Source organism: Streptomyces sp. NBC_00057, assembly GCF_045041165.1.
Lineage (GTDB): Bacteria > Actinomycetota > Actinomycetes > Streptomycetales > Streptomycetaceae > Streptomyces.
Window position 1 is genome coordinate 7081249 of record NZ_CP108256.1, and the last position, 22999, is coordinate 7104247.

Here is a 22999-nt window from a genome sequence, read left to right on the forward strand (position 1 = left end):
ATGCGTATGGAAACGAAGCAGCTCCAGAAGGCCGGGCTGCCGGTCACGGACTTCGGCCCGGTGCTCGCCGAGGAACGCCACCCGCTGCTGTTCGCCACGGTCTCCGGGGCGCATTTGTACGGGTTCCCGTCCAGGGATTCGGATGTGGACCTTCGGGGGGTCCATCTCCTGCCCGCGGACGATCTCCTCGGGCTGCGCCGGCCCGAGGAGACCCGCTCGCGGATGTGGGACCGGGACGGGGTCGAGTGGGACCTCGTCACCCACGATCTGCGCAAGTTCGTCCGGTTGATGCTGAAACCGAACGGCTACGTGCTGGAGCAGTTGCTGTCTCCGCTCGTAGTGCACACAAGTGAGTCGCACGCGGAACTGGTGGATCTGACGCCCGATGTGCTCACCCGCAATCACGCGCACCACTACCGGGGATTTGCCAACACTCAGTGGCGGCTCTTCGAGAAGACGGGCGAACTGAAGCCGCTGCTGTACACGTTCCGGGCGCTGCTCACCGGTATCCATCTGATGCGCAGCGGTGAGGTGCGGGCGCATCTGCCGACGCTCCTCGGGGAGGTGGCGGCTCCGGCGTATCTGCCCGAGCTGATCGACGCGAAGGCCGAGGCCGAGCATGGGGGAGCGGGCGGCGTGGACGGTGCGGTGGTGTCCCGGGACGTCGAGATGCTGCACGGGGTGCTTGACGAGGCACAGGCTGAATCGGGGCTTCCCGAGGTGGCCGGTGGGTTCGACGGGCTGCACGATCTCGTGGTGCGTGCGCGGTTGAAGGGGTGGGCGTCTTTGTCCTCAACCGCCGGACGGGCTTGATTTTCCGCTCGTCCGAGGGGTGCGGGATTCACGGGGGCGCCCTCCAGGGCGGGGCGTTCACCCCTGGTCGGGCGAGAGCGCGGACGCCCGGCGGGTGCGGATCAGGAACTCCTCCACGCGAGCCCGGTCCGGTTGTGGGGGGAGCGGGGAGTACTCGGCCGCCTCGTCGTTCTCCTCGGCCAGGCGGGTCATGCGGCGTTCGACCTCCGGCCATGGCACCTCGCCGCGCTTGACCGCCAGCAGCTCCTCCCGGGCCGGCCCCACCTCGATCACGAGCTCGCCCGTGCGCAGCAGATCCCGGCCGCTGGTCAGCAGCCGCAGCAGATGCATGGCGTGCTTCCAGCGCGGTGCCCCGTACTGCCGTACGTCCGCCTCCAGCTTTCTGCGCTGGCCCAACGCGTACCGGACGAAGGTCTGATGGGCCATTCGGGACAGGAACGCCCCACGCAGGGAAAGGAGTTCACGGCCCAAGGCGTCGACGTGTTCCACCAGCGGCGAGTGCAGGCATTCCAGCACATTGGGGTTGGCGCGCAGGGCCAGCTCGCAGAAGCGTTCCAGCTCCCAGGAGAACTGCTCCTGTGCCGGGCCTTCGACATGCGTCGGTGGCTTGTCGAACCGCCAGAACAGCGGGGTCGGCGCGAGGAAGACGCCGCGCCGGTCGGTGTCGCTGCCGTCCGTGGCGAGCCCGAAGGCGCGTGAGCCCATCACACAGGAGTAGACCGTGTGGTCGCGTACGAGAGCCTCGAGGTCAGGGGTGATCATGCCGGCGAGGGTACGTGGGCGAAAACGTGTTGCACCGGAAGATCCTCGGTGTCACGATCACCACCATGACGGTGATCGGAAAGGCTTGCCGCGCCACCCTCCGGTGAGTGCGATGACGACACCTCCGTACCCCAGAGAAGAAGTAACCGCTCTGTACACCAGGTTCGAACACCTGCCGTACCCGGCCCGTATGCGGGCCATCGCCGAACACACCCGCTCCCTGGGCGACACCGCCTACCGCGCCGCGCACACGGCCCTGGACGCCGGGAACCCCGATGAACGCCGGCTGGCGCTGTTCCTGGCCGTTGTCCGCCGCGACCTCGACGCCGTCTCCCGGGCACTGGACGATCCGCTGCTCAGACCGCGCGCCCTGGCCGCTGCGATCAGGCTTCCGGTCGACGAACAGGCCCTGGAAGAACTGGCGTTGGGTGATCTGCGGTACGTACGCCATCACACGTACCGGATCCTCCGGCTGTCCCGCCGGACCGCGCTCGCCGACCGACTGCTCGCACAGGTCCACGAACGGCACGGCGACGAGGACACGGCCCGGCTGCTCCCCGCCTGTACGCCCGACGCGGCCGAAGAGTGGCTGCCGAGGCTGGTCCAGGTGCCGCTCGGGGTTCTGCACGCCCTCGCCCGTACCGCACCGGCCGCACTCGCCGCCCATCTCGCCGACCGGTTGCCCGCGGGGAGCGTCGGCCGGTCCGAACCCAGGGGCCTGCGCGGACGCAGCCGGTACCTCGTGACCCGCCTCAGCGCCCGCGATCCGGCAGCCGGGATGCTGCTGCTCGACCGGGCCCCTCATCTGGTCACCGGCACAGCGACGGCCACGCTGCTGCGCGACCCCGCCGCCGTACTGGCCTCACTGCGAAGTACCGGCACCGAACGCCTGCCCCTGGCTCCGGAACCCTTGCCGCGACGGGTGCTGAGCGCTCTCACGGCCTGCACACAGGAGGACATCGCCCTGCTCATGGGTGTCCTGCGCGTCGAATCCCCAAGGGAGCTACGGCCCTTCGGGCCACGCGTGGCGCCGGAGCCGCTGCTCACCCTGCTGCCACCGGCCCGGCGGCGGCGAGTGGTCGAATCACGGTCGGCCGACGGGCTCACCGACTGGCGGGGCGAACTCGGCGGCGTCGCCGCCCTCGCACCCACCGACAGGGCAGAGATCGCCACACGCTGGCTGAACGGACGGGCCGGGCGCCGGACATACCCTCACAGTCTCATCGCGGCCCTGCTCCCGCTGCCCGAGGGCGAGCCCCGCCTTCGGGAACTCGCCGCCGCGCACCGCCCGTTCGAACGGGCAGCAGCCTGGCCCGCGTTGCTGGACTGCGCCGCACGGCACGGCGATCCGGAGGAGTACGCACGCGTCCTCACCTCCTGCGAACGGGCCTGGCACGACCAGGAGGAGGTACGCCGAGCGACCCTGGCCGCGGCCGGCACCGTCCCGGATTCCTTGCTGGACGCGGCACCGTACACGGCTCTGCGGGACGCCGCGATGACCACGGTGCAGTCCCGCGACTCGACCCGGGCATCGCTCGTGGCCGCCGAGCACTGGCTGCGGCGCACGGCGGTGAGCGCCGCCCGCCACGGTGACCTGGAACGGGCCGCCGCGGTCATCGGGCTGTTGATCCAGGTCCTCGCCGACCCGCGCGGCTCCGGAACCGTCCGGCCGTTGCCGCTGGGCAGGGAAGCGGCCGTCGGAGTGTGGGAGCTCGGCAGCCCGTGGTCCGCGGGACGGCTCGTGCCGTTCGGCGCCCTGTTCGTACGTCATCTCCCGCACATTCCCGCCCTGGACGAGGCGATCGGCCGGGCGGCGGCACTGGGCCTGTCGGGCGGAGGACAGGCCCGGCGGGCGGCCGAACTGTGGCTGGCCGATCCGGCCACCCGGGAGCAACGCTGCGCCGAACTCCTGGCCGCCATTCCCCTGTCGGTCGTCGTGCCGGTCGTCTGGCGCACGATCGCCCGTCGCCGTACCGATCTGCTCGACACGGTCCTGGGCTCCGGGCTGCCGCCGCACTGGGCGCCGCGGATGCGGCGGAGCGTCCTCGGGCGCTGGCTGCCGCGCCAGCGCGCCGCACTCGATGCGCAGCTGTCGCTTATCGCCGCCGCCGACGAGGTGCCGCTGCTGGAACGGACCGACGCCACCGCCCTGTTGGGGGAAACGGGCAGTCTGCGCCTGCTGGCCGGGACGGCACCGCAGCCCGTTGCCGCGGCTGCCCTCACCGCGCTGGGGGAGCGCGCCGCCGACAGCGGCGGAGTACCGGCCCATCCCGAGACCCTGGACTTCCTGCTCGGACACGCCGGGACCGGCGGGGTACGGGGGAGGGCAGCGATGACCGGTGTGCGGGCCATGCTCGACACGGTGCCGGACGACGAGGCAATTGCGCGGTTCAGCCGGGTCGTCATGGATGTCACCGGGTCCGTCGGCAGCCGGAAGGCGGCCGTGCGCGGGCTGTCCGCGCTGTCCTCGCCGACGGCCTTCGCGGCCGTGCTGGCCGGATGGGACGCACCCCGTCAGCATCGTGACGTCCACGCCACGATGGTCGGGGTGCTCGTGACCCGCATGGACGTCGCCGGTATCGCGGAGCGGTTCACGGCGCAGCTGCACCATGCTGCGGTACGTGAACGGGTGATGGCGGCGCGGCCCGACCGGCCGTCGGCCGCCGACGCCCTGCGCCGGTTCCTCGCGTACACGGTGGCGACGGGGGAGAAGGCGTCCGCGACGGCCGCCGTCCACGCGCTCCTCGGCACGGAGGTCACCGCCCCTGTCGGAGAAGTCGTCGCCGCCGCGGTGACCGACAGCGGCCGTCCGCGCGGGGTCCGCGACGAGGCGGCGCGCCTGCTGTGCGAGTGGGCGACCACCGAGGAGGGACGGTCAGGGCTGAAGGGCGCGCTCGATGCGGTGGTGAGCCAGGTCCGTTCCGTGGACGAGGGGGAGCGGCGGGACGCGCTGCTGGTCCTCGACTCGCTGAAGCGGGGGTACGGGCCGCGCCCGGTCGCCGCCCTGGATGCCGTTACCGAGGCTCTCCGGGCGGCGGGGCTCGTCCAGGTGGCGTCCGGGGTGGCGCTGTCGGCGGCCCTGTTGTCACTGACGGATCCGGACGAGTGGATGGTCGAGCGGTGGGACCGGTGGGTGGCCCTCGCGGGGGAGCGGCCGGGCCCGCTCGACGCCATCCGGTACGAGTGGCGGGGGCCGCGGCCGGTGCTGCCGATCGCGGCGATCGGCACGGTGGTGGCCGCGCTGCGGGCGCGGGGGTCGGCCGTTGCGGGGCTGGCCGTGGTGGAGCTGGTGGTCCGGGCGGGCGATAACACCCGGTGGGCGGATCCCTGGCCGGAACAGCTGGCCGCGCTGCGGGACAGCGAGCATCCGGATGTCGCGGAGGCAGCGCTTCTGGCCGATGTCCGCCGGACCGGTCCGGCGACCGCTGTGTGACGGCGGACGCGCCCCGCTCAAGTGGCAGAAGCCCGGGTTCTGATCGACATTGTCGATAAATCATCTCCTCCGGAAAGGTAGAACCATGGCGGGAAACGACCTCGGCAGCCTGCTGGGCAGTTTGCTGGGCGGCGGCGGCCAGGGCGGCGCCTCCGGCGGCGCCGGGAACATCCTCGGCGCGCTGCTGGGCGCGCTGGGCAACGGCCAAAGCGGTACGGGCGGCGGTGGCAACGCGCTCGAAGGTCTGATCGGGATGCTCACCGAGTCCGGCCTCGTCGACCAGGCACAGTCCTGGGTCGGCACCGGTGAGAACCAGGCGGTCAGCGGCGCCCAGATCGCCGAGGCGCTGCCGGACGGGACCCTGCAGAAGGTCGCCCAGGAGACCGGGGTCTCCACGGAACAGGCGGCCGACGAGATCGCCCGGTCGCTGCCGACGGCGGTCGACAGACTGACCCCGTCGGGAGAGGTCCCGGAGGGCCGCTCGATCGAGGACCTGGTCCGGGAACAGCAGCTCTGAGACCGGGGCGGCCGCAAGGGCCGTTCACCGTGCAGAAAGAAGTGTTCCTCCGGAACACTCCGTGCGGCCGGAGGCCTTCGCCACCAGGCGGAGCCCTCCGGCCGACGCGCTCCGGCACGTGCACGCCACCGCCCCGTCTCACTGGGAGAGCACCCCGGCCGCCCGCCGCGCCGCCCCTCTAGGCTGATCGCGCAGAAAGATCACGCAGGCGGACAGCAGGCGCGACACGTACGAAAGAGCGAGGAGCACGACGTGGCGGTACGAGCGGTCCGTGGAGCCGTCCAGCTGGATCAGGACGAGGCCGGACACATGGACGAGCGGGTCAGCGCCCTGCTCACCGCCGTCCTGGAGCGCAACAACCTCGTCGCGGACGATCTGATCAGCATCTGGTTCACGGCCACCCCCGATCTGCACAGCGACTTCCCGGCCGCCGCGGCACGCGGGATCGGTATCGTCGACGTACCGCTGATCTGCGCCCAGGAACTGGACATCGTGGGGGCCATGCCCCGCGTGGTGCGCATCCTCGCGCACGTCGAGACGTACCTTCCCAAGTCCGAGATCGCGCACGTGTACCTCGGCGCCACCGCCGCCCTCCGCAAGGACATCGCCCAGTGAGAACCGCCCTCGTCATCGGAACGGGCCTCGTCGGCACTTCCGCAGCCCTCGCCCTGGCCGGGCGCGGCATCCATGTCCACCTCGTCGACCACGACCCCGAATCGGTCCGCACCGCGGCCGCGCTCGGCGCCGGTACGGACGAGGCGCCCGAGGGCCGCGTCGACCTGGCGATCGTCGCCGTGCCGCCCGCCCATGTGGCCTCGGTGCTGGCCACCGCCATGCGGGACGGCGTGGCCCGCGGCTACCTCGACGTCGCCAGCGTCAAGGGCGGCCCGCGCCGCGAGCTGGAGGCCCGCGGCGTCGACCTCACGCCGTACATCGGTACGCACCCCATGGCCGGCAAGGAGCGATCGGGCCCGCTCGCCGCCACTGCGGACCTCTTCGAGGGCCGCCCCTGGGTCCTCACCCCGACCCGTGACACCGACACCGAGGTCCTCAACCTCGCCCTGGAGCTGGTCGCGCTCTGCCGCGCCGTACCGGTCGTCATGGACGCCGACGCGCACGATCGGGCCGTCGCCCTGGTCTCCCACACCCCGCAGCTGATCTCGTCGATGGTCGCCGCCCGCCTGGAGGAGGCCGACGAGACCGCCGTACGCCTCTGCGGTCAGGGCATCAGGGACGTCACCCGGATCGCCGCCTCCGACCCCCGGATGTGGGTGGAGATCCTCTCCGCCAACCCCGGCCCGGTCGCCGACGTGCTGGCCGGGGTCGCCGCCGATCTGGACGAGACGGTACGGGCGCTGCGCGGTCTGCAGTCCGGTGACGACGACAAGCGCCGCGAAGGCACCGAAGGCATCGAGGACGTACTGCGCCGCGGCAACGCGGGCCGGGTCCGGGTGCCCGGCAAGCACGGGACTGCCCCCGCCTCCTACGAGACCGTGTCCGTGCTCATCAGTGACCGCCCGGGCGAACTGGCCGGGATCTTTGCCGATGCCGGCCGGGCCGGGGTCAACGTCGAGGACGTCCGCATCGAGCACGCCACCGGGCAGCAGGCGGGCCTGGTCCAGCTGATGGTCGAGCCGAGCTCGGCCCCTGAACTGAGCGCGGCACTGCGCGACCGGGGCTGGTCGCTGCGCCAGTAGGCCCGGGGCGGCGGGCCCGAGAGGCGGTTGTCCACAGGGGTGCAGAGGACCACTCCGATACTCGGTAACCTTGTGCGGGGCGGGTTCGCGCGCCCCCGTCCCGCTCACCCCGTGTACCAGGAAGGTGTCCACCACCGTGGAAACCGCAAGCGCCGCCGCCCGGACGGCCCCGGCCGCAGTGATCGTCGCCATCGACGGGCCCTCCGGCACCGGCAAGTCGAGCACGTCCAAGGCCGTCGCCGCCCAGCTCGGCCTGAGCTACCTGGACACCGGCGCCCAGTACCGGGCGATCACCTGGTGGATGCTGAACAACGGCATCGATGTGCAGGACGCGATGGAGGTGGCGACCGCCGCCGCCAAGCCGGTCATCGTCTCCGGCACGGACCCGGCCGCCCCGACGATCACCGTCGACGGCGAGGACGCCTCGGGGCCGATCCGTACGCAGGAGGTCACCTCCCGGGTCAGCGCGGTCAGCGCGGTCCCCGAGGTGCGTGCGCGGATCACCGAACTGCAGCGTTCCATCGCCGCCGCCGCCGAGGGCGGCATAGTGGTCGAGGGCCGCGACATCGGCACCACGGTGCTGCCCGACGCCGACCTGAAGATCTTCCTCACCGCATCGCCGGAGGCGCGCGCCGCCCGCCGCAGCGGAGAGGTCAAGGGCTCCGATCTCGCCGCCACCAAGGAGGCGCTGATCAAGCGGGACGAGGCCGACTCCGGCCGCAAGACCTCCCCGCTGGCCAAGGCGGACGACGCCGTCGAGGTGGACACCACCGAGCTGACCCTCCCGCAGGTCATCGAGTGCGTCATCACCCTCGTCGAGGAGAAGCGGGCCGCGAAGTGACCCAAGCCACGGGCTCGCCCACGCTGCGCGGCGCAGCGGTCGGGCGCGGGATCGGCATCGGGCTGATGTACGGGCTGTGGAAGCCCCGCGTCCTCGGTGCGTGGCGGGTTCCCGCCTCCGGACCCGTCATACTCGCGGTGAACCACTCCCACAACATCGACGGTCCGATGCTGATGGGCACCGCGCCCCGGCCCGTCCACTTCCTGATCAAGAAAGAGGCGTTCGTCGGCCCCCTCGACCCGTTCCTGCGCGGAATCGGTCAGCTGAAGGTGGACCGCACGACCGCCGACCGCACCGCCATCGCCCACGCCCTCGGCGTGCTGGAGAACGGCGGGGTGCTCGGGATCTTCCCCGAGGGCACCAGGGGCGAGGGCGACTTCGCCTCCCTGCGTGCCGGACTCGCATACTTCGCGGTACGCAGCGGGGCGCCGATCGTGCCCGTGGCCGTACTGGGAAGCACCGAGCGCCGCGGACGGTTGATATCGGCACTGCCGCCGTTGCGCAGCCGGGTCGATGTCGTCTTCGGCGATGCTTTTGACGCGGGCGACGGGAGCGGACGGCGGACGCGCAAGGCACTGGACGAGGCGACGGTGCGGATCCAGGGGCGGCTGACCGCCCACCTGGACGAGGCCAGGCGTTTCACCGGGCGCTAGGTAAGACTTGAGTAGTGGGCCGCGTGGTCGTGGCCCATCGATGATGATGCAAAGAGGAACGGACTTCATGAACGACCAGATTCACTCCGACGGCTCGGACCACGAGCACGGAGCGCTTGGCGACGCCGAGTACGCGGAGTTCATGGAGCTCGCCGCGGAGGAGGGCTTCGACGCCGAAGAGGTCGAGGGCGCGATCGGTGAGGCCGGTCACGGACCGCTTCCCGTGCTCGCCGTTGTCGGCCGCCCCAATGTCGGCAAGTCGACGCTGGTGAACCGGATCATCGGCCGCCGTGAGGCGGTCGTCGAGGACAAGCCCGGCGTCACCCGCGACCGCGTCACCTACGAGGCCGAGTGGGCGGGCCGCCGCTTCAAGGTCGTCGACACCGGCGGCTGGGAGCAGGACGTGCTGGGCATCGACGCCTCCGTTGCCGCCCAGGCGGAGTACGCGATCGAGGCCGCCGACGCGGTCGTCTTCGTGGTCGACTCGACCGTCGGCGCGACCGACACCGACGAAGCCGTCGTCAAGCTGCTGCGCCGGGCCGGCAAGCCCGTCGTGCTGTGTGCCAACAAGGTCGACGGACAGAGCGGCGAGGCGGACGCCACCGCGCTCTGGTCGCTGGGCCTCGGCGAGCCGCACCCGGTCTCCTCGCTGCACGGCCGCGGCACCGGCGACCTGCTCGACGCCGTACTCGAAGCACTTCCCGAGGCCCCGGCCCAGCGCTTCGGCACCGCGATCGGCGGACCGCGCCGGATCGCCCTCATCGGCCGCCCCAACGTCGGCAAGTCCTCGCTGCTGAACAAGGTGGCGAACGAGGACCGCGTCGTCGTCAACGAGCTCGCGGGCACCACCCGTGACCCGGTCGACGAGCTGATCGAGCTCGGCGGCATCACCTGGAAGTTCATTGACACGGCCGGTATCCGCCGCCGTGTCCACCTCCAGGAGGGCGCGGACTACTACGCCTCGCTGCGCACCGCCGCCGCCGTGGAGAAGGCCGAGGTCGCTGTCGTCCTGATCGACGCCAGCGAGTCCATCAGCGTCCAGGACCAGCGCATCATCACCATGGCCGTGGAGGCCGGGCGCGCCCTGGTGATCGCGTACAACAAGTGGGACACCCTCGACGAGGAGCGCCGCTACTACCTGGAGCGCGAGATCGAGACGGAGCTCGCGCAGATCGCGTGGGCCCCGCGGGTCAACGTCTCCGCCGTCACTGGCAGGCACATGGAGAAGCTGGTCCCGGCGATCGAGACCGCCCTCGCCGGCTGGGAGACCCGCGTCCCCACCGGCCGGCTGAACGCCTTCCTCGGTGAGATCGTCGCCTCCCACCCGCACCCCGTCCGCGGCGGCAAGCAGCCCCGCATCCTCTTCGGCACCCAGGCGGGCACCAAGCCGCCGCGCTTCGTGCTGTTCTCCTCGGGCTTCCTGGAGCACGGCTACCGGCGCTTCGTCGAGCGCCGGCTGCGCGAGGAGTTCGGCTTCGAAGGCACCCCGATCCACATCTCGGTGCGGGTCCGCGAGAAGCGCGGCCGCAACAAGTAGTACGCAAGGCCCCATGACGGAGCCCCGGACCCTTTCGCATACGAAATGGTCCGGGGCTCCGTCGTACGGTCAGGCCCCTCGCGATCCCGATCCCGGGGGCAGCGCCGCAGGCTGGGCCCGCCCGGAGTGCCGGCCCACCCGCTGCCAGGAGCCGAGGCTGCCGGTGTGCGTGCTCGGGCCGCTGCCGTGTCCGGTGGCCCCGCTGGGTACGGAAAGACCGCTGGAAAGCCCCGTGGTGAGGCCGGAGAGACCGGAGTGGCTGCTGAGCGGGACGCGGCTGCTGAAGAGCCCGGCGCCGAAGGCCATGAAGCCGAGATGCTCCTCGCCGCTACGATCACCCGGCAGCGCCCGGAACGACCGGCGGTACTCGGAGTACAGCGCGTCGTAGATCGGGGTCTGGGACTGACCGCCCGATGGCTCCTGCGAGGGACGCATGGAAGGGATCGGGCTCGGGCGCTGGTGGGAGGAGTCGTATGAGTGCACGTACGTGCCAACGACCCCACTGTCCGTCGGATGCGGGCCCGGCGGAGAAATAGCTGTTCGCCGTGGGTGCGAGGCGCCGACGGCCATGATCAGGTCCCGGCCAGCGGCATCGCCGCGGCGACCAGGAGCCCGCCGGCGGCGGCCCTGTCCAGAGCGTCGCGCAGCAGGTCCTCGCGGGGCTGCTGGCCGATCGCCCCCGCCGGGGCGGCGAAGACGAGCACGGTCTGCGACTTGTTGGCCGCGGTCCGCCAGCCCTCGGTGACCTGGAGCGGCGCATGCGCCTGCCACCAGGCGACCGGGGCGCCGCCGCCGGTGCCGGGCTGGAGCACGGCGTGCAGCCGGCCCATGGCGAGCAGGATCGACCAGCCGTGCAGCACCGCGGGCATCTGGTCCATCCGGTGGACCGGGTGGAAGCCCTGCTCCAGCAGCAGCTGGAGGAATTCGTCGCCCCGGCTGCCGTCCGTGCCCGGGCGGGCGATCGCGCCGGTCGGCTCGACGACGAGGGCCGGGTGGAGCTCGTCGTCGATCAGGACGAGGCCGCTGGTGATCCCGAGGACGGCCTGTTCGGGGCTGAGGCCCTCCGGGTACTCAGGGTGCTCCGTGTCGCTGCCGGTGATGCTGCGTACGGCACCCTGCAGCTGCTCCTCGGCGACCTGGACGACCTGCGAGGGGATGCAGGTCGCGTGCGCGAAGGCGAGGACAGCGGTTTCGTCACCGACGAAGAGCACCGTGCTGGTGCGTTCCTGTTCGGAGTCGCCGGGGGTGCGGCAGGAGGTGCAGTCGTAACTGCCTGGGGCGTTGTCGCCGACGAGCAGCCGGTCGGCTTCGGCGTCGCCGATCTCGGCGCGTACGTCCTCGCTGACGTCGAGCATGCGCGGCACGGGTGGCTCCTCGAACTCGGTGCGTGCGCCGGGCGGTTCCCGGCTCATGCAGAAGACAACGGGCGATCTGCGGCCGGGGTCACGCGAGAAAGGGAACGTAATCGAACCGTCCGACGCCGAGGGTGAATCTCAGGATTCGAGAGGCCGATTACGACCTGTTTATCCTGATTGGTCGTACGGCGATGTGGTCGACTCGGTCATGGACCGGTTCACCGATACATCGACAAATCAGGAAAACGGGTGAGCATGAGAATGGCTGAAACTGGCCGATGCTCAGGGTGAACCCCCGGCCCGTCTACGCCGTCTTGGCCAGTGCCGTCCCCCACCGACCAGTCGAACCAGGAGATATGGCGTTTCATGCACATTTCTTTCCTGCTCCACAACGCCTACGGGGTCGGAGGGACGATCCGTACGACGTTCAATCTCGCCGGGGCGCTGGCCGGACACCATGACATCGAGATCGTTTCGGTCTTCCGGCACCGCGACATCCCCGCACTGGGCGCCCCCGAAGGCGTGCGCATGAGCCATCTCGTCGACCTGCGGAAGAAGAGCCCGTCATACGACGGCGACGCGGCCGAACACGCCCGTCCCGCAACCGTGTTCCCGCGTGGCGACAGCAGGTACCGCCAGTACAGCAGGCTGACCGACGCGCGGGTGGCGGATCATCTGCGTTCCCTGGACGCGGATGTCGTGGTCGGAACCCGGCCGGGGCTCAACGTGCAGATCAGCAGGCAGGCCCGGCGCGGTCCGGTCCGGATCGGGCAGGAGCACCTCACCCTCGACAGCCACAGCTACCGGCTGCGGCGCGAGATCGGGCATCGCTACGCGCTGCTCGACGCGGTCACCACCGTCACCGAGGCCGACGCCCGCGCCTACCGGACCGGGCTCAAGCTGCCCGGCGTACGGATCGAGGCCATTGCCAACAGCGTGCCCGAGCCGGGGATCGCGCCCGCCGACGGCGACAGCAAGTGGGTGATCGCCGCAGGCCGGTTGCACAAGGTCAAGCGGTACGACCTGCTTGTCAGGGCGTTCGCCGACGTGGTCGCCGTCCGTCCGGACTGGCGGCTGCGCATCTACGGCGGCGGCGACGCGACCGGGAACGAACGCCAGGCGCTGCTCGCGCTCATCGGTGAACTCGGCCTGCACAACCATGTGTTCCTGATGGGTCCGGTCAACCCGCTGGAGGCCGAGTGGCCCAAGGGGGCGATCGCCGCAGTCACTTCGGACCGCGAGTCCTTCGGCATGACCATCGTCGAGGCGATGCGCTGCGGCCTGCCGGTCGTGGCCACCGACTGCCCGCACGGCCCCCGCGAGATCATCGAGGACGGCACCGACGGACGGCTGGTGCCGGTCGGTGACACGGCTGCGGTGGCGGACGCCCTGCTCGGTCTGATCGGCGACGACGAAGCGCGGCACCGCTCGGGACGCGCCGCGCTGGCCGCGTCGCAGCGGTTCGACCCGTCACGGATCGCCGAACGCCATGAGCGGCTCTTCACCGAACTCGCCTCCCGAGCCCCGCGCGACCGCTCGCACGGCGCTCTGCGCACCACACTGCACCGAGCCCGCGGCACCGTGCTGGACGGGGCGTACGCCCTGCGCTACAAGGCCGCCGATGTCATCCGCAGGGGGAAGCCCGCATGACCGTCTCCGCAGAGCGACAGACGCCACGAGCCGACTGCACCGCAGGCCCCGACGGCGGGATCACCTTCGACCTCGACCTCCGTCGCCGCGAGGCGGCGGAGACGCCCGAACTGCTTCTGCGGCTGCGCGGGGCCAAAGGCACGGGCGGCGACGGCGACACCGTACGGCTACCCCTGAGCCCACTCGGCGGGGGACGGCTGCGAGCGGTGCTGCCAAGCACCGTGACGCCCGCCGAAGGCCGCTGGGACGTCTATGTGCGTGAGCCGGGCGCGGACGACGACGGGGCGGTGGCCGTCGAGCCCGGAATCAGGGATGTGCGGCTCCTCATGGACCGCACACCGGAGACCGGGCGGATCGCGGTCCGTATCCCCTACCCGACCGTCGACGGCCGGCTCGCCGTACGCTGCTGGGTCCGCTCACCGCACGCCGAGGCCGGGCCGATCATCTTCGACGGGGGCGGGATGACCGTCGAGGGCACGCTGTACGGGACCCGCCTCGGCGACGACGCCCGCGTCGAGGCGCGACTGGCCGGCGCCCCCGACAGGGTCTGCCGGGTGTCGGTGGCCGGGAAGGAAGGCACGTTCTCCTTCACGCTTCCGCTCGACCGGCTGGGCACCGGGCCGGTCACCGAGCAGCAGCTGTGGACGCTCTGGCTGCTCCCCGGGACGGGCGCCGGGGAGCCGGCCGGCGGCGTACGGATCTCCCGCATCCTCGACGACGTCTGGGACCGCAAGAACAGCTTCGTCTACCCGGGCCGCAGCGCAGGGGAGGGTGCCCGCGCCATCCCCTGCTACTCGGCCGACAACGATCTGTGCGTACGGCTCGTACCGGATCCGGCGCAGGCCCGGTAGACCGTCGGCAGCCGGTTGCGGACACAGGCTGTCCGCAACCCCTGGCAGACTCGACCCATGTTGGAGACCTCGGCACGACTGCTGCGCCTGCTCTCTCTGCTCCAGGCGCACCGGGACTGGTCGGGCGCCGATCTCGCCGAACGGCTCGGGGTCACCCCGCGGACCGTCCGCCGTGATGTCGACAAGCTGCGCGAACTGGGCTACCCGGTCGACGCCAGCCCCGGCACCGGCGGCGGATACCAGCTCGGCGCCGGTGCCCAGCTGCCGCCGCTGCTCCTCGACGACGAGGAGGCCGTCGCCGTCGCCGTCGGGCTGCGCACTGCGGCGGGCAATGGCGTCGAGGGCATCGGCGAGACCTCTGTACGCGCCCTGGCCAAGCTCGAACAAGTGCTGCCGAACCGGCTCCGGCGCCGGGTGAACGCGCTGAACACCTTCACCGTGCCGCTGCTCCGCGGACCCGGCGCGTCCACCGCCGATCCGGGTGTTCTCACCGAACTGGCCGGAGCCTGCCGGGACAGCGAGCGGCTGCGCTTCGAGTACCGGGACCACTCCGGCTCCGTATCGCGCCGGACCGTCGAACCGCACCGGCTGGTGTGCACCGAGCGCCGCTGGTATCTCGTCGCCTGGGACCTGGACCGCGCGGACTGGCGCACGTTCCGCGCGGACCGGATCACGCCCACGCCGCCCCACGGCCCGAGATTCGTCCCCCGCGACGCACCGGCCGAGGATCTGGCCGCCTATGTCTCGAAGGGAATCTCGACCACCGTGTACGCGACGCACGCGTTGATCCGGCTGAAGGTGGGGATCGAGCGCGCGGCCGACCGGATCTCGCCGTCCTCAGGGGTGCTGGAGGCGGAAGGCGCCGACAGCTGCCTGCTGCGCGCCGGGGCGGCGAGTCTCGATGTGCTGGTCATCCACGTCATGCTGCTGGGGATCGACTTCGAGGTCGTCGAACCGCCGGAGCTCAATGACGCGATCAGGGCGGCCAGGGACCGGCTGTCCCGGGCCCTGGACTGAGCGCTTCCACCGGCGTCCCCATACAGGGACGATTCGGGTTGTCCGCTATACGGGTGGCAGTGGGCGGCTGTCCCCGGCCCGCGGTAAGGATTTTGTGACCAAAAGATAAGGCTGCCATAAGGAAGCGTGAATTCCCGGTGGCATGCTCATTTACTCAGGCTATTCAACCCGGAAATTCCAGCTGTTCGATACAGAATATTCCGCTTTGTTTTCGGGCCTTTCGTGTGATCGCTTCCCGGCCTGTGTGATTACTGTGTGTCCGGTCGCGGGTCGCATGCTCGGGTGGCGTGATCCGAGCGGCACGCGTGTCGTGATCCTGTGACACAAGCGTGACCGCCGAGGGACATGAGGATGCCGTGCGGTGGTCGGCGCCCCGGCTTCCGTCGTGGTCCGCGGCCGCCTACCGTGAGAGGTATGGCACCCATACCGACCCCTCCCGCCCAGCCGGACGACACACCCGGTGCGTACGTCGGCCTCCCCGTCGACGCGGCCGAGCAGCGCGCCCGCAGACATGGCTGGAGCACCGTCAGATCCCTGCCGCCGGGCGCGATCATCACCATGGAGTTCCAGAGCGGACGGATCAACTTCGAGGTCGCCGATGCCGTCGTCACCCGCTGTTGGGTGGGCTGAGGACCCCTGCGCCCTGGGCTCCGGGCCCCGGCATGAGTGAAGGCCCCGACCGAAGTCGGGGCCTTCACCGTGCGGGGGAGCGGCTGTGCGTACCGGCCCCACTGCTCCTGGGGTGTTCAGCCGCCTGTCATCGGGCGGGCAGGGGTGGTGCCGCCGCGTGGCGTACGGTCCGCGTGCGGCGGGCGGCGGCTGCCGGCCGGGGTGACCGGGGTCCGCTCCGAGCGCACCAGATGCGACGGGGGCGCCGGGTGTGCACGCGAGCGCGCGCCCGTGACCGTGCCCGTTGTGGTCGCCGTGTGTCCTCCCGCGGCGACCGGCTCCAGCACCGGGCTCTTTGCCGCGGAGCCGCCGCCGTCCAGTTGCGGGAGCGGTACGGTCCGGGGTCCTCCGGCCGCGACGGGCACGGAAGGAACGGGGCGGCCGCGTCCCCGGAGGTTCTCGCGCTGGGCGAAGATCCAGGCCTCGGCCCGGGTGATCAGCGGCTCGACCCAGGGCAGGCCCAGCAGGATCAGGAGTCCCGCCGCCCAGCCCAGCAGCACATCGCTGAGCCAGTGCGTGCCGAGGTAGACGGTGGTGAGTCCGACGCCGAGCGAGACGATCGCCGACGTGGCCGACAGATAGCGCCGGGCCCGCGGGGTGGTCGCCAGATAGGCGAGGATCCCCCAGGTGACGACCGCGTTGGCGGTGTGGCCCGACGGAAATATATCGCCGCCGGCGAAGAGCTCCGCGGAGCCGATCTGGGTCGCGTAGTGCGGACCGAGCCGCCCCAGGCCGATCTTGACCGCGCCGACCGTCATATTGAGCAGCAGCAGCGCGGCGGCGAGCGTCAGCAGGGGCCGCAGCGTGTGCTGCCGCCAGGAGCGCCAGCCGAGCCAGCAGGCGACCATGGTGGCGGTGGGGCCGCGCTGGCCGAGCACGATGTAGTAGTCGAGGAAGGCATGGATTTCCGGCCACTGTTCGTACGGCCGGAAGAGCATGACCTTCCAGTCCAGAGTCACCAGCCAGGAAGAGGTCAGCACGGCAACGACGATGGCGAGATAGAACGCCAACGTCCCGCAGAAGAGGGCGATGCGGTGACGGCTCATCCGCGGTGGCTCTATCTTCGGCGGCTCCGGCTCCCGGTCCAGGCGGGCAAAGATGTCGGTACGCACCCAATCGACGTTACAGCGAGTTAGTGCGCGAACAGGTCGATCCGGTCTCTTTGTGATGACGATGTGATGTGGACTATGTCTCAGTCGGGCCTTAATTCCTGACCCGAAGAAGCGTATCGATGGGCCTCTGCGCTATTGATTTCGCACTCATTTCGGAAGGGTGCTTGGGTGCGGACGGAAAAGCGCAAGGGTGCCGGTATGAATTTCTGCGGCCCCCCGGAGAGGTGGAGCGGAAAGTGTTCGACCGGTTACCCAGTGCTTTCGGTGCGGGCCCGGCGCGTGCTCCAGGAGTCACGCCGAGTACCTTCTGTGCCGGGTGCGCAAGCTGTCCGCGCGGGTTCGTGCGGGTCCGAGCGGGTCCCGAGCGGCGGCTCGGCGTGGCGTACACCACACTCCACGGCCCATCGAGGTATGAGGTGGACCACGTGTGAGTGCTCCGAACTCGCGTACGCTGACGGATCACTCGCCCGTCGATGCCGGGCCCCGAGGGACAGCGAACCGCTGCACCCCCCGGCTGGCCTGCCGAGCGCGAGGGACCTTTTGGGAGGTACATGCATGTCCGGGACGACCACAGCCCGAATCCGGCTGCGCTCAGCCGCCGACGGTGCCAATCGATGGGTCGTCCTCGTCGTCCTCTGCCTCAGTCTGCTGCTCGTCGCGCTCGATTCGACCGTGCTCCATGTCGCCGTCCCCGCCGTCACCGAGGACCTGCAGCCCAGCGCCGTCGGTCTGCTCTGGATCGTGGACGCCTATCCACTGGTCTGCGCCTCGTTGCTGATCCTCTTCGGCACCCTCGGCGACCGCGTCGGCCGACGCCGCATTCTGCTGCTCGGCTATGCCCTCTTCGGTGTCGCCTCCGCGATCGCCGCGATGGCCGACAGCCCCGGCGTACTGATAGCGGCGCGTGCCCTGCTCGGCGTCGGCGGGGCGATGATCATGCCGGCGACGCTGTCGATCCTCCGGCAGGTCTTCCCCGACCGGCGCGAACGGGCCGTGGCGATCGGCGTCTGGACCGCGGTCGCCGCCGTCGGCGCCGCCACCGGACCCGTCGTAGGCGGCTTCCTCGTCGAGCACTTCTGGTGGGGCTCGGTCTTTCTGATCAACATCCCGCTGATGGCTCTGATCCTGCCGGTCGGCCGCCTGCTGCTCCCCGAGTCACGCGGCAGCAATGACGGCCCGTGGGATGTGCTGGGCGCGCTGATGGCCGCGGCCGGAGTGCTCGGTGTGGTCCTGGGAGTGAAGCGGGCGGGCACCGGTGAGGGGCTGCTGAGCCCGGCCACACTGGCCCCGCTGCTGATCGGGGCCGTACTGCTCATGGCCTTCGTGCGCCGTCAGAAGCGCCGTACGCATCCGCTGATCGACATCGGGATGTTCGCCAGGCCCGCCTTCTCGACCGCGGTGGGCTGCATCATCCTCGCCATGCTGGCTCTGGTCGGGCTGGAACTGATAGCCGTGCAGTACCTCCAGCTGGTCCTGGGTCTGAGCCCGCTTCAGACCGGTCTGCGGCTGCTGCCGCTCACCTTCGCGGCCATGGCCGCGGGCGCCACCGGCTCGTACACCCTGCGCCGCATCGGGCCGCGCCGGATGGTCGGCTGGGGCTTCGTGCTCACGGCCGCCTCAGTGCTGGTCCTGACGGCGATGGGGCAGCACGACCGGCCCGGCCTGCTGACCGCGGCCTTCGTCGCACTGGGCTTCGGGCTTCAGTCCACGCTCTTCGGGGCGTACGAATCCATGCTCAGCGAGGCCCCCGCCGACCGGGCGGGCGGCGCGGCGGCGATCGGCGAGACCTCCTACCAACTGGGCGCGGGCATGGGGATCGCCCTGCTCGGCAGCGTCATGAACGCCGCCTACGCCGCCGGACTCGCGAAGCTTCCCGAAGAGGGCGTCCCCGCCGGGGACGGTGCGGCCGCCTCCCACTCGCTGGGTGAGGCATACCAGGTGGCGGACCGGCTGGGCGGTCCGCTGGGCGAGGTGCTGCGCTCCACGGCCCGCCACTCCTTCATCACCGGGCTGCATGTCACGCTGCTGGTCAGCGCGGCTCTGCTGCTGGTCGGAGCGCTTACCGCGCTGCGGCTGCCGCGGGTGATGGAGTGCCCGTCACCGGGTGTCCGTGAACCCCAGGAGGCCGACGATGTCCATGAGTCCCCGGGGCGGAGCGAGGCGCCGGAATTCCACGGTGCGCACGAGGCGCCCGCCGGGGGGCGTACGCAGCGGCCGCGCCCGCTGCCCGCACGGCGCCGACCCGCCGAGGCGACCGGCTCTGGACGGGCGGGACACTGAGCCGTAACGTCGGTGCGACACCATAACTATCACTGCTAGTTTTAGTATCGTGCGAGCCGCCGGAGGCACCCTCATGTCCACCACTGAGTCCTCGAAGCTCCCGCCCTTCGACCCCGCCGACCCGATCGGCATCGACGATCTGCTCGGCGCCGACGACCTCGCCATTCGCGACACCGTCCGCGACTGGGCCACCGACCGCGTCCTGCCGCACATCGCCGAGTGGTACGAGAGCGGCGAGCTGCCCGGCATCCGTGAGCTGGCCCGTGAGCTCGGTTCGCTCGGTGCCCTCGGCATGTCCCTGCAGGGGTACGGCTGCGCGGGCGCCACCGCCGTCCAGTACGGACTGGCCTGCCTGGAGCTCGAAGCGGCTGACTCGGGAATCCGCTCCCTCGTCTCCGTACAGGGATCGCTCGCCATGTACGCCATCCACCGCTTCGGCTCCGAGGAGCAGCGGCAGCAGTGGCTGCCGGGCATGGCGGCCGGCGAGATCATCGGCTGCTTCGGCCTCACCGAGCCGGACCACGGCTCCGACCCGGCCGGGATGCGTACGTACGCCAAGCGCGACGGCGAGGACTGGGTGCTCACCGGCCGCAAGATGTGGATCACCAACGGCTCGGTCGCCGGAGTCGCCGTCGTCTGGGCGCAGACCGGCCAGGGCGGCGCGGGCGGCGGAATCCGCGGATTCGTCGTGCCGACCGACACCCCGGGCTTCTCGGCGCCCGAGATCAAGCACAAGTGGTCCCTGCGCGCCTCGGTCACCAGCGAGCTGGTCCTCGACGAGGTACGGCTGCCGGCCGATGCCGTACTCCCCGGGGTCACCGGTCTCCGCGGCCCGCTCAGCTGCCTCAGCCATGCCCGCTACGGCATCGTCTGGGGAGCCATGGGCGCGGCGCGCGCCAGCTTCGAGTCTGCCCTCGACTATGCGAAGACCCGGGAGCAGTTCGGCAGGCCGATCGGTGGCTTCCAGCTCACCCAGGCCAAGTTCGCGGACATGGCCGTGGAACTGCACAAGGGCATCCTGCTCGCCCACCATCTGGGCCGGCGGATGGACGCCGGCAGGCTCCGTCCGGAACAGGTCAGTTTCGGAAAGCTCAACAATGTGCGGGAGGCGATCGAGATCTGCCGTACCTCGCGCACGATCCTCGGCGCCAACGGGATCTCGCTGGAGTACCCGGTGATGCGCCATGCGACGAATCTGGAGTCGGTGCTCACCTACGAAGGAACCGTGGAGATGCACCAGCTGGTGCTGGGCAAGGCGCTCACCGGCCTCGACGCGTTCCGGTAGAGCGGTCCGGCGAGCGCCCTGCTCAGCTCTGGTTGAAGAAGCCGTCGGCCGGTCGGCCGACGGCTTCGCCGTTGACCACCTGGGTGTCGGCCGGGGTCAGTAGGAAGACCCGGGTGGCCACGCGCTCGATCGAGCCGCGCAGTCCGAAGGTCAGCCCCGCCGTGAAGTCCACGACGCGCTTGGCGTCGGTGGGGTCCATGGTCGTGAGGTTGACGATCACCGGGACGCCGTCCCGGAAGAGCTCTCCGATCGCTCGCGCGTCCCGGAAGCTGTCCGGGGTGACGGTGGCGATCCGGCGGTCCGTCTCCTCGGCCGCCTCGGAGGCCACCTGCACCCGGGGGTCGGTCATCCAGGCCCGACCGGTCCCGGTCTGTGCGCCCTCGGCGTACTCGTCGTCGTCGTAGTACCGCTCGTCGTTGTCCTCTACGAGGCCCAGCCAGGCACTCGCCTTGCGCACCGATCCCATGGACGCCTCCTCTCACCGCGGTTCCGTGATGTTCCGCATCTCTTTCGTATCCCTATGGTCGTCCATGATGCGGATCGTGCGCCAAGTGGATAGTCGGCGCGCAGGGGATTCGTGACGGTACTGGTGCAGAAGATGTGGCGGTTCGTCAAGGTTCCTCCTGCATCAGGGGCCTGAAAGAAAGAAAATACGATGCACCGGTCCGTACGGGTGACATGGGGGACGTACGGGTGAACGGAGCCCTCGATACGATGCACGTCGCGCATGCGCACGAGTGCGGCGCACAGGTGAACGACTCTCGGGGGATCGTCGTGTTCGGAATCGTCAGGCCCTGTGCCCACCGGTTGTCCGAGGGGCTCAGGACCGAGTGGATGGCCCATCTCTGCGGGCTCTGTCTGGCACTCCGTTCCGACCACGGGCAATTTGCCCGGATCGTCACGAACTACGACGGTCTGATCGTCTCGGTTCTGACGGAGGCTCAGTCCGAGCGTGCCACCGGATGGCGACGTACCGCGGGGCCCTGCCCGCTGCGCGCCATGCGGACCGCTCCGGTCGCCCGCGGCGAGGGAGCCAGGCTGGCCGCCGCCGTCTCCCTGGTGCTGGCATCGGCCAAGGTACGGGACCACGTCGCCGACGGGGACGGCCTGTTGAAGCGCCGCCCGGTCGCCGCCGCAGCGCGCCGGGTCGCCGCCGGCTGGGACCGGGCCGGCGCGCGCACCGGCGCACAGCTCGGCTTCGACACGGCGCTGCTCGTCGACGCCGTCGACCGGCAGACCGGCATCGAGTTGCTCGCCGGGCCCGGCACCCCGCTGCTCGTGGTCACCGAGCCCACCGAGACCGCCACCGCGGCGGCCTTCGCCCACACCGCGACACTCGCGGGCAAGCCGCAGAATGCGGAGCCGCTGGCCGAGGCGGGCCGCCTCTTCGGACGCCTGGCGCATCTGCTGGATTCCGTGGAGGACCAGGAAGCTGACGCCGCGTCGGGTGCCTGGAACCCGCTCACCGCGACCGGCACCACGCGTGCCGAGGCCCGGCGGCTCTGCGACGACGCGCTGCGCGGCGTGCGGCTGGCACTGCGCGACGCGGAGTTCACCGACGACAAGCTGGCCCATGTCCTGCTGGTGCACGAACTGCGGCAGTCGGTGGACCGGGCTTTCGGCACTACGGCATGCTCGCACCGGGCAGGCAGCCCGGCCCTGGACAAAGCTGTCACTCCGTCAGGATTGCGGCAGACAGGGTCCTTCGGGCCGCTGCCCGGCAATCCGTACGCGCCGAACCCCGGTAGCCCCGTCGGCCCGCCGCAGCCCCCGCCCGAGCCCCCGCGCGACCGGCGCGGTCTGATCGCGGGCTGCCTGGTGTGGGCGGGACTGGCCTGCACCTGCCAGATGTGCTGCGGCACCTTCAACGACCCGTGGACCCATCGGCGCCGCGAGGGGCTGTGCAGTCAGTGCGACTGCTGCGACGCCTGTGACTGCTGCAGCAACTGCGGGGACTGCTGCGAATCCTGTGACTGCTGCGACTGCGGGTGCGACTGCAGCTGCTGAGGCGAGGTGTCCGGCCTCGGGGGCCGGGCGGGACTTGGCTGCCCCGGCCCCGGCCAGGGCCGGATCACTTGATCTCGGGCGGCGAGATCTGAGAGGTCTTGATCGCCGACGCGCCGATGCCCCACTTCTTCAGGATCCGGTCGTAGGTGCCTTCCGCCTTGAGGCCGTTCACCGCGGCCTGGAAGGCGGGCGCCGGCGGGGTGCCCTTCTTGAAGACGAGGCCGACGTCGAGGCGAAGGGGAAGTGGCTGTCCATCCGGCAGACCGTCATCGAGACGACCGGGCGGCAGTCCTTCATCGGCAGCCCGCAGACGGTCGCGGCGCAGCTGACGGAGTTCGTCGCCGCCGATGCCGCCGACGGATTCATTCTCGTTCCGCATCTCACCCCGGGCGGCCTGGACGACTTCGTCGACCGGGCCGTCCCGCTTCTCCAGGAGCGCGGTGCATTCCGCTCCGAATTACACGGGTCCCACACTGCGGTCGCATCTCGGGCTCGCGGAGCCGGTATGGAAAGGTTGATC

At 70.9% G+C, this 22999-nt stretch carries 20 protein-coding genes and 2 pseudogenes; 16 read left to right on the top strand and 6 right to left on the bottom strand.

Annotation, left to right across the window (positions count from 1 at the left end):
* Window positions 1-813, top strand: a complete 813-nt coding sequence (locus tag OG953_RS33295) for a DNA polymerase beta superfamily protein (protein ID WP_405688940.1) — start codon at window positions 1-3, stop codon at window positions 811-813.
* A 57-nt stretch (window positions 814-870) separates the two neighbouring features.
* Here OG953_RS33295 and OG953_RS33300 read toward each other — a convergent pair whose 3' ends face one another.
* Window positions 871-1575, bottom strand: a complete 705-nt coding sequence (locus tag OG953_RS33300) for a DNA polymerase beta superfamily protein (protein WP_405688941.1) — start codon at window positions 1573-1575, stop codon at window positions 871-873.
* 112 nt (window positions 1576-1687) lie between these two features.
* On the opposite strand from OG953_RS33300, the gene OG953_RS33305 reads away from it, so the two are divergent.
* The 7 genes from OG953_RS33305 to der all read left to right on the top strand — a co-directional run bounded on the left by OG953_RS33305 (window position 1688) and on the right by der (window position 10253).
* A complete protein-coding gene (locus tag OG953_RS33305; protein WP_405688942.1) occupies window positions 1688-5008 on the top strand; it encodes a hypothetical protein in 3321 nt (1106 codons plus the stop codon).
* Between the two features lie 85 nt (window positions 5009-5093).
* The gene (locus OG953_RS33310) at window positions 5094-5525 is read left to right on the top strand and encodes a YidB family protein (protein ID WP_405688943.1); all 432 of its coding nucleotides are present in this window, start codon (window positions 5094-5096) and stop codon (window positions 5523-5525) included.
* 252 nt (window positions 5526-5777) lie between these two features.
* Window positions 5778-6140 carry a chorismate mutase gene (aroH, locus tag OG953_RS33315; RefSeq protein ID WP_093893778.1) on the top strand — a complete coding sequence of 121 codons (363 nt, stop codon included), beginning with the start codon at window positions 5778-5780 and terminating at the stop codon, window positions 6138-6140.
* The gene (locus tag OG953_RS33320) at window positions 6137-7222 is read left to right on the top strand and encodes a prephenate dehydrogenase (protein ID WP_405688944.1); all 1086 of its coding nucleotides are present in this window, start codon (window positions 6137-6139) and stop codon (window positions 7220-7222) included. Before aroH ends, OG953_RS33320 begins: the two co-directional genes overlap by 4 nt.
* 124 nt (window positions 7223-7346) lie before the next feature.
* On the top strand, window positions 7347-8063 hold the full coding sequence (cmk, locus tag OG953_RS33325) for a (d)CMP kinase (RefSeq protein WP_405688946.1): 717 nt from the start codon (window positions 7347-7349) through the stop codon (window positions 8061-8063).
* Window positions 8060-8716 (top strand): lysophospholipid acyltransferase family protein, encoded by a 657-nt coding sequence (locus OG953_RS33330; protein ID WP_405688947.1) that lies wholly within the window; start codon window positions 8060-8062, stop codon window positions 8714-8716. The genes cmk and OG953_RS33330 overlap by 4 nt, the downstream gene beginning before the upstream one ends.
* 67 nt (window positions 8717-8783) lie before the next feature.
* Window positions 8784-10253 carry a ribosome biogenesis GTPase Der gene (gene der, locus OG953_RS33335; protein ID WP_383974253.1) on the top strand — a complete coding sequence of 490 codons (1470 nt, stop codon included), beginning with the start codon at window positions 8784-8786 and terminating at the stop codon, window positions 10251-10253.
* A gap of 69 nt (window positions 10254-10322) precedes the next feature.
* Here der and OG953_RS33340 read toward each other — a convergent pair whose 3' ends face one another.
* Together OG953_RS33340 and OG953_RS33345 are read right to left on the bottom strand one after the other, a co-directional pair.
* Complete coding sequence (locus OG953_RS33340) at window positions 10323-10688, bottom strand: hypothetical protein (RefSeq protein ID WP_405688948.1); 366 nt, start codon at window positions 10686-10688, stop codon at window positions 10323-10325.
* Between the two features lie 137 nt (window positions 10689-10825).
* On the bottom strand, window positions 10826-11617 hold the full coding sequence (locus tag OG953_RS33345; protein WP_405688949.1) for a hypothetical protein: 792 nt from the start codon (window positions 11615-11617) through the stop codon (window positions 10826-10828).
* Window positions 11618-11974: 357 nt separating this feature from the next.
* Between OG953_RS33345 and OG953_RS33350 the strand changes: the two genes are divergently transcribed.
* From OG953_RS33350 to OG953_RS33365, 4 genes are all read left to right on the top strand, one after another.
* A complete protein-coding gene (locus OG953_RS33350; RefSeq protein WP_405688950.1) occupies window positions 11975-13258 on the top strand; it encodes a glycosyltransferase family 4 protein in 1284 nt (427 codons plus the stop codon).
* Window positions 13255-14109, top strand: a complete 855-nt coding sequence (locus tag OG953_RS33355; protein WP_405688951.1) for a transferase — start codon at window positions 13255-13257, stop codon at window positions 14107-14109. The genes OG953_RS33350 and OG953_RS33355 overlap by 4 nt, the downstream gene beginning before the upstream one ends.
* A gap of 57 nt (window positions 14110-14166) precedes the next feature.
* On the top strand, window positions 14167-15126 hold the full coding sequence (locus OG953_RS33360; RefSeq protein WP_405688952.1) for a helix-turn-helix transcriptional regulator: 960 nt from the start codon (window positions 14167-14169) through the stop codon (window positions 15124-15126).
* 414 nt (window positions 15127-15540) lie between these two features.
* Window positions 15541-15756, top strand: a complete 216-nt coding sequence (locus tag OG953_RS33365) for an I78 family peptidase inhibitor (RefSeq protein WP_405688953.1) — start codon at window positions 15541-15543, stop codon at window positions 15754-15756.
* 116 nt (window positions 15757-15872) lie between these two features.
* Here the strand turns inward: OG953_RS33365 and OG953_RS33370 are convergent, their stop codons facing one another.
* A complete protein-coding gene (locus OG953_RS33370; protein ID WP_405688954.1) occupies window positions 15873-16907 on the bottom strand; it encodes a phosphatase PAP2 family protein in 1035 nt (344 codons plus the stop codon).
* Between the two features lie 555 nt (window positions 16908-17462).
* Between OG953_RS33370 and OG953_RS33375 the strand changes: the two genes are divergently transcribed.
* Both OG953_RS33375 and OG953_RS33380 read left to right on the top strand, forming a co-directional pair.
* Window positions 17463-19187 (top strand): MFS transporter, encoded by a 1725-nt coding sequence (locus tag OG953_RS33375; RefSeq protein WP_405688955.1) that lies wholly within the window; start codon window positions 17463-17465, stop codon window positions 19185-19187.
* 73 nt (window positions 19188-19260) lie between these two features.
* Window positions 19261-20472 (top strand): acyl-CoA dehydrogenase family protein, encoded by a 1212-nt coding sequence (locus tag OG953_RS33380; protein WP_405688956.1) that lies wholly within the window; start codon window positions 19261-19263, stop codon window positions 20470-20472.
* A gap of 22 nt (window positions 20473-20494) precedes the next feature.
* Here the strand turns inward: OG953_RS33380 and OG953_RS33385 are convergent, their stop codons facing one another.
* Window positions 20495-20938, bottom strand: coding sequence for a cell division protein SepF (locus tag OG953_RS33385; protein WP_405688958.1), 444 nt, complete (start codon window positions 20936-20938; stop codon window positions 20495-20497).
* A gap of 308 nt (window positions 20939-21246) precedes the next feature.
* Here OG953_RS33385 and OG953_RS33390 point away from each other — a divergent pair, with 308 nt between their 5' ends.
* A complete protein-coding gene (locus OG953_RS33390) occupies window positions 21247-22479 on the top strand; it encodes a DUF5685 family protein (RefSeq protein ID WP_405692200.1) in 1233 nt (410 codons plus the stop codon).
* A 64-nt stretch (window positions 22480-22543) separates the two neighbouring features.
* On the opposite strand, the pseudogene OG953_RS33395 reads toward OG953_RS33390, so the two are convergent.
* Window positions 22544-22714 (bottom strand): annotated as a pseudogene (locus OG953_RS33395) (ABC transporter substrate-binding protein); the annotation flags it as partial.
* On the opposite strand from OG953_RS33395, the pseudogene OG953_RS33400 reads away from it, so the two are divergent.
* Window positions 22700-22997 (top strand): annotated as a pseudogene (locus OG953_RS33400) (F420-dependent methylene-tetrahydromethanopterin reductase); the annotation flags it as partial. The pseudogenes OG953_RS33395 and OG953_RS33400 sit on opposite strands and share 15 nt — an antisense overlap.
* Between the last annotated feature and the right edge of the window lie 2 nt (window positions 22998-22999).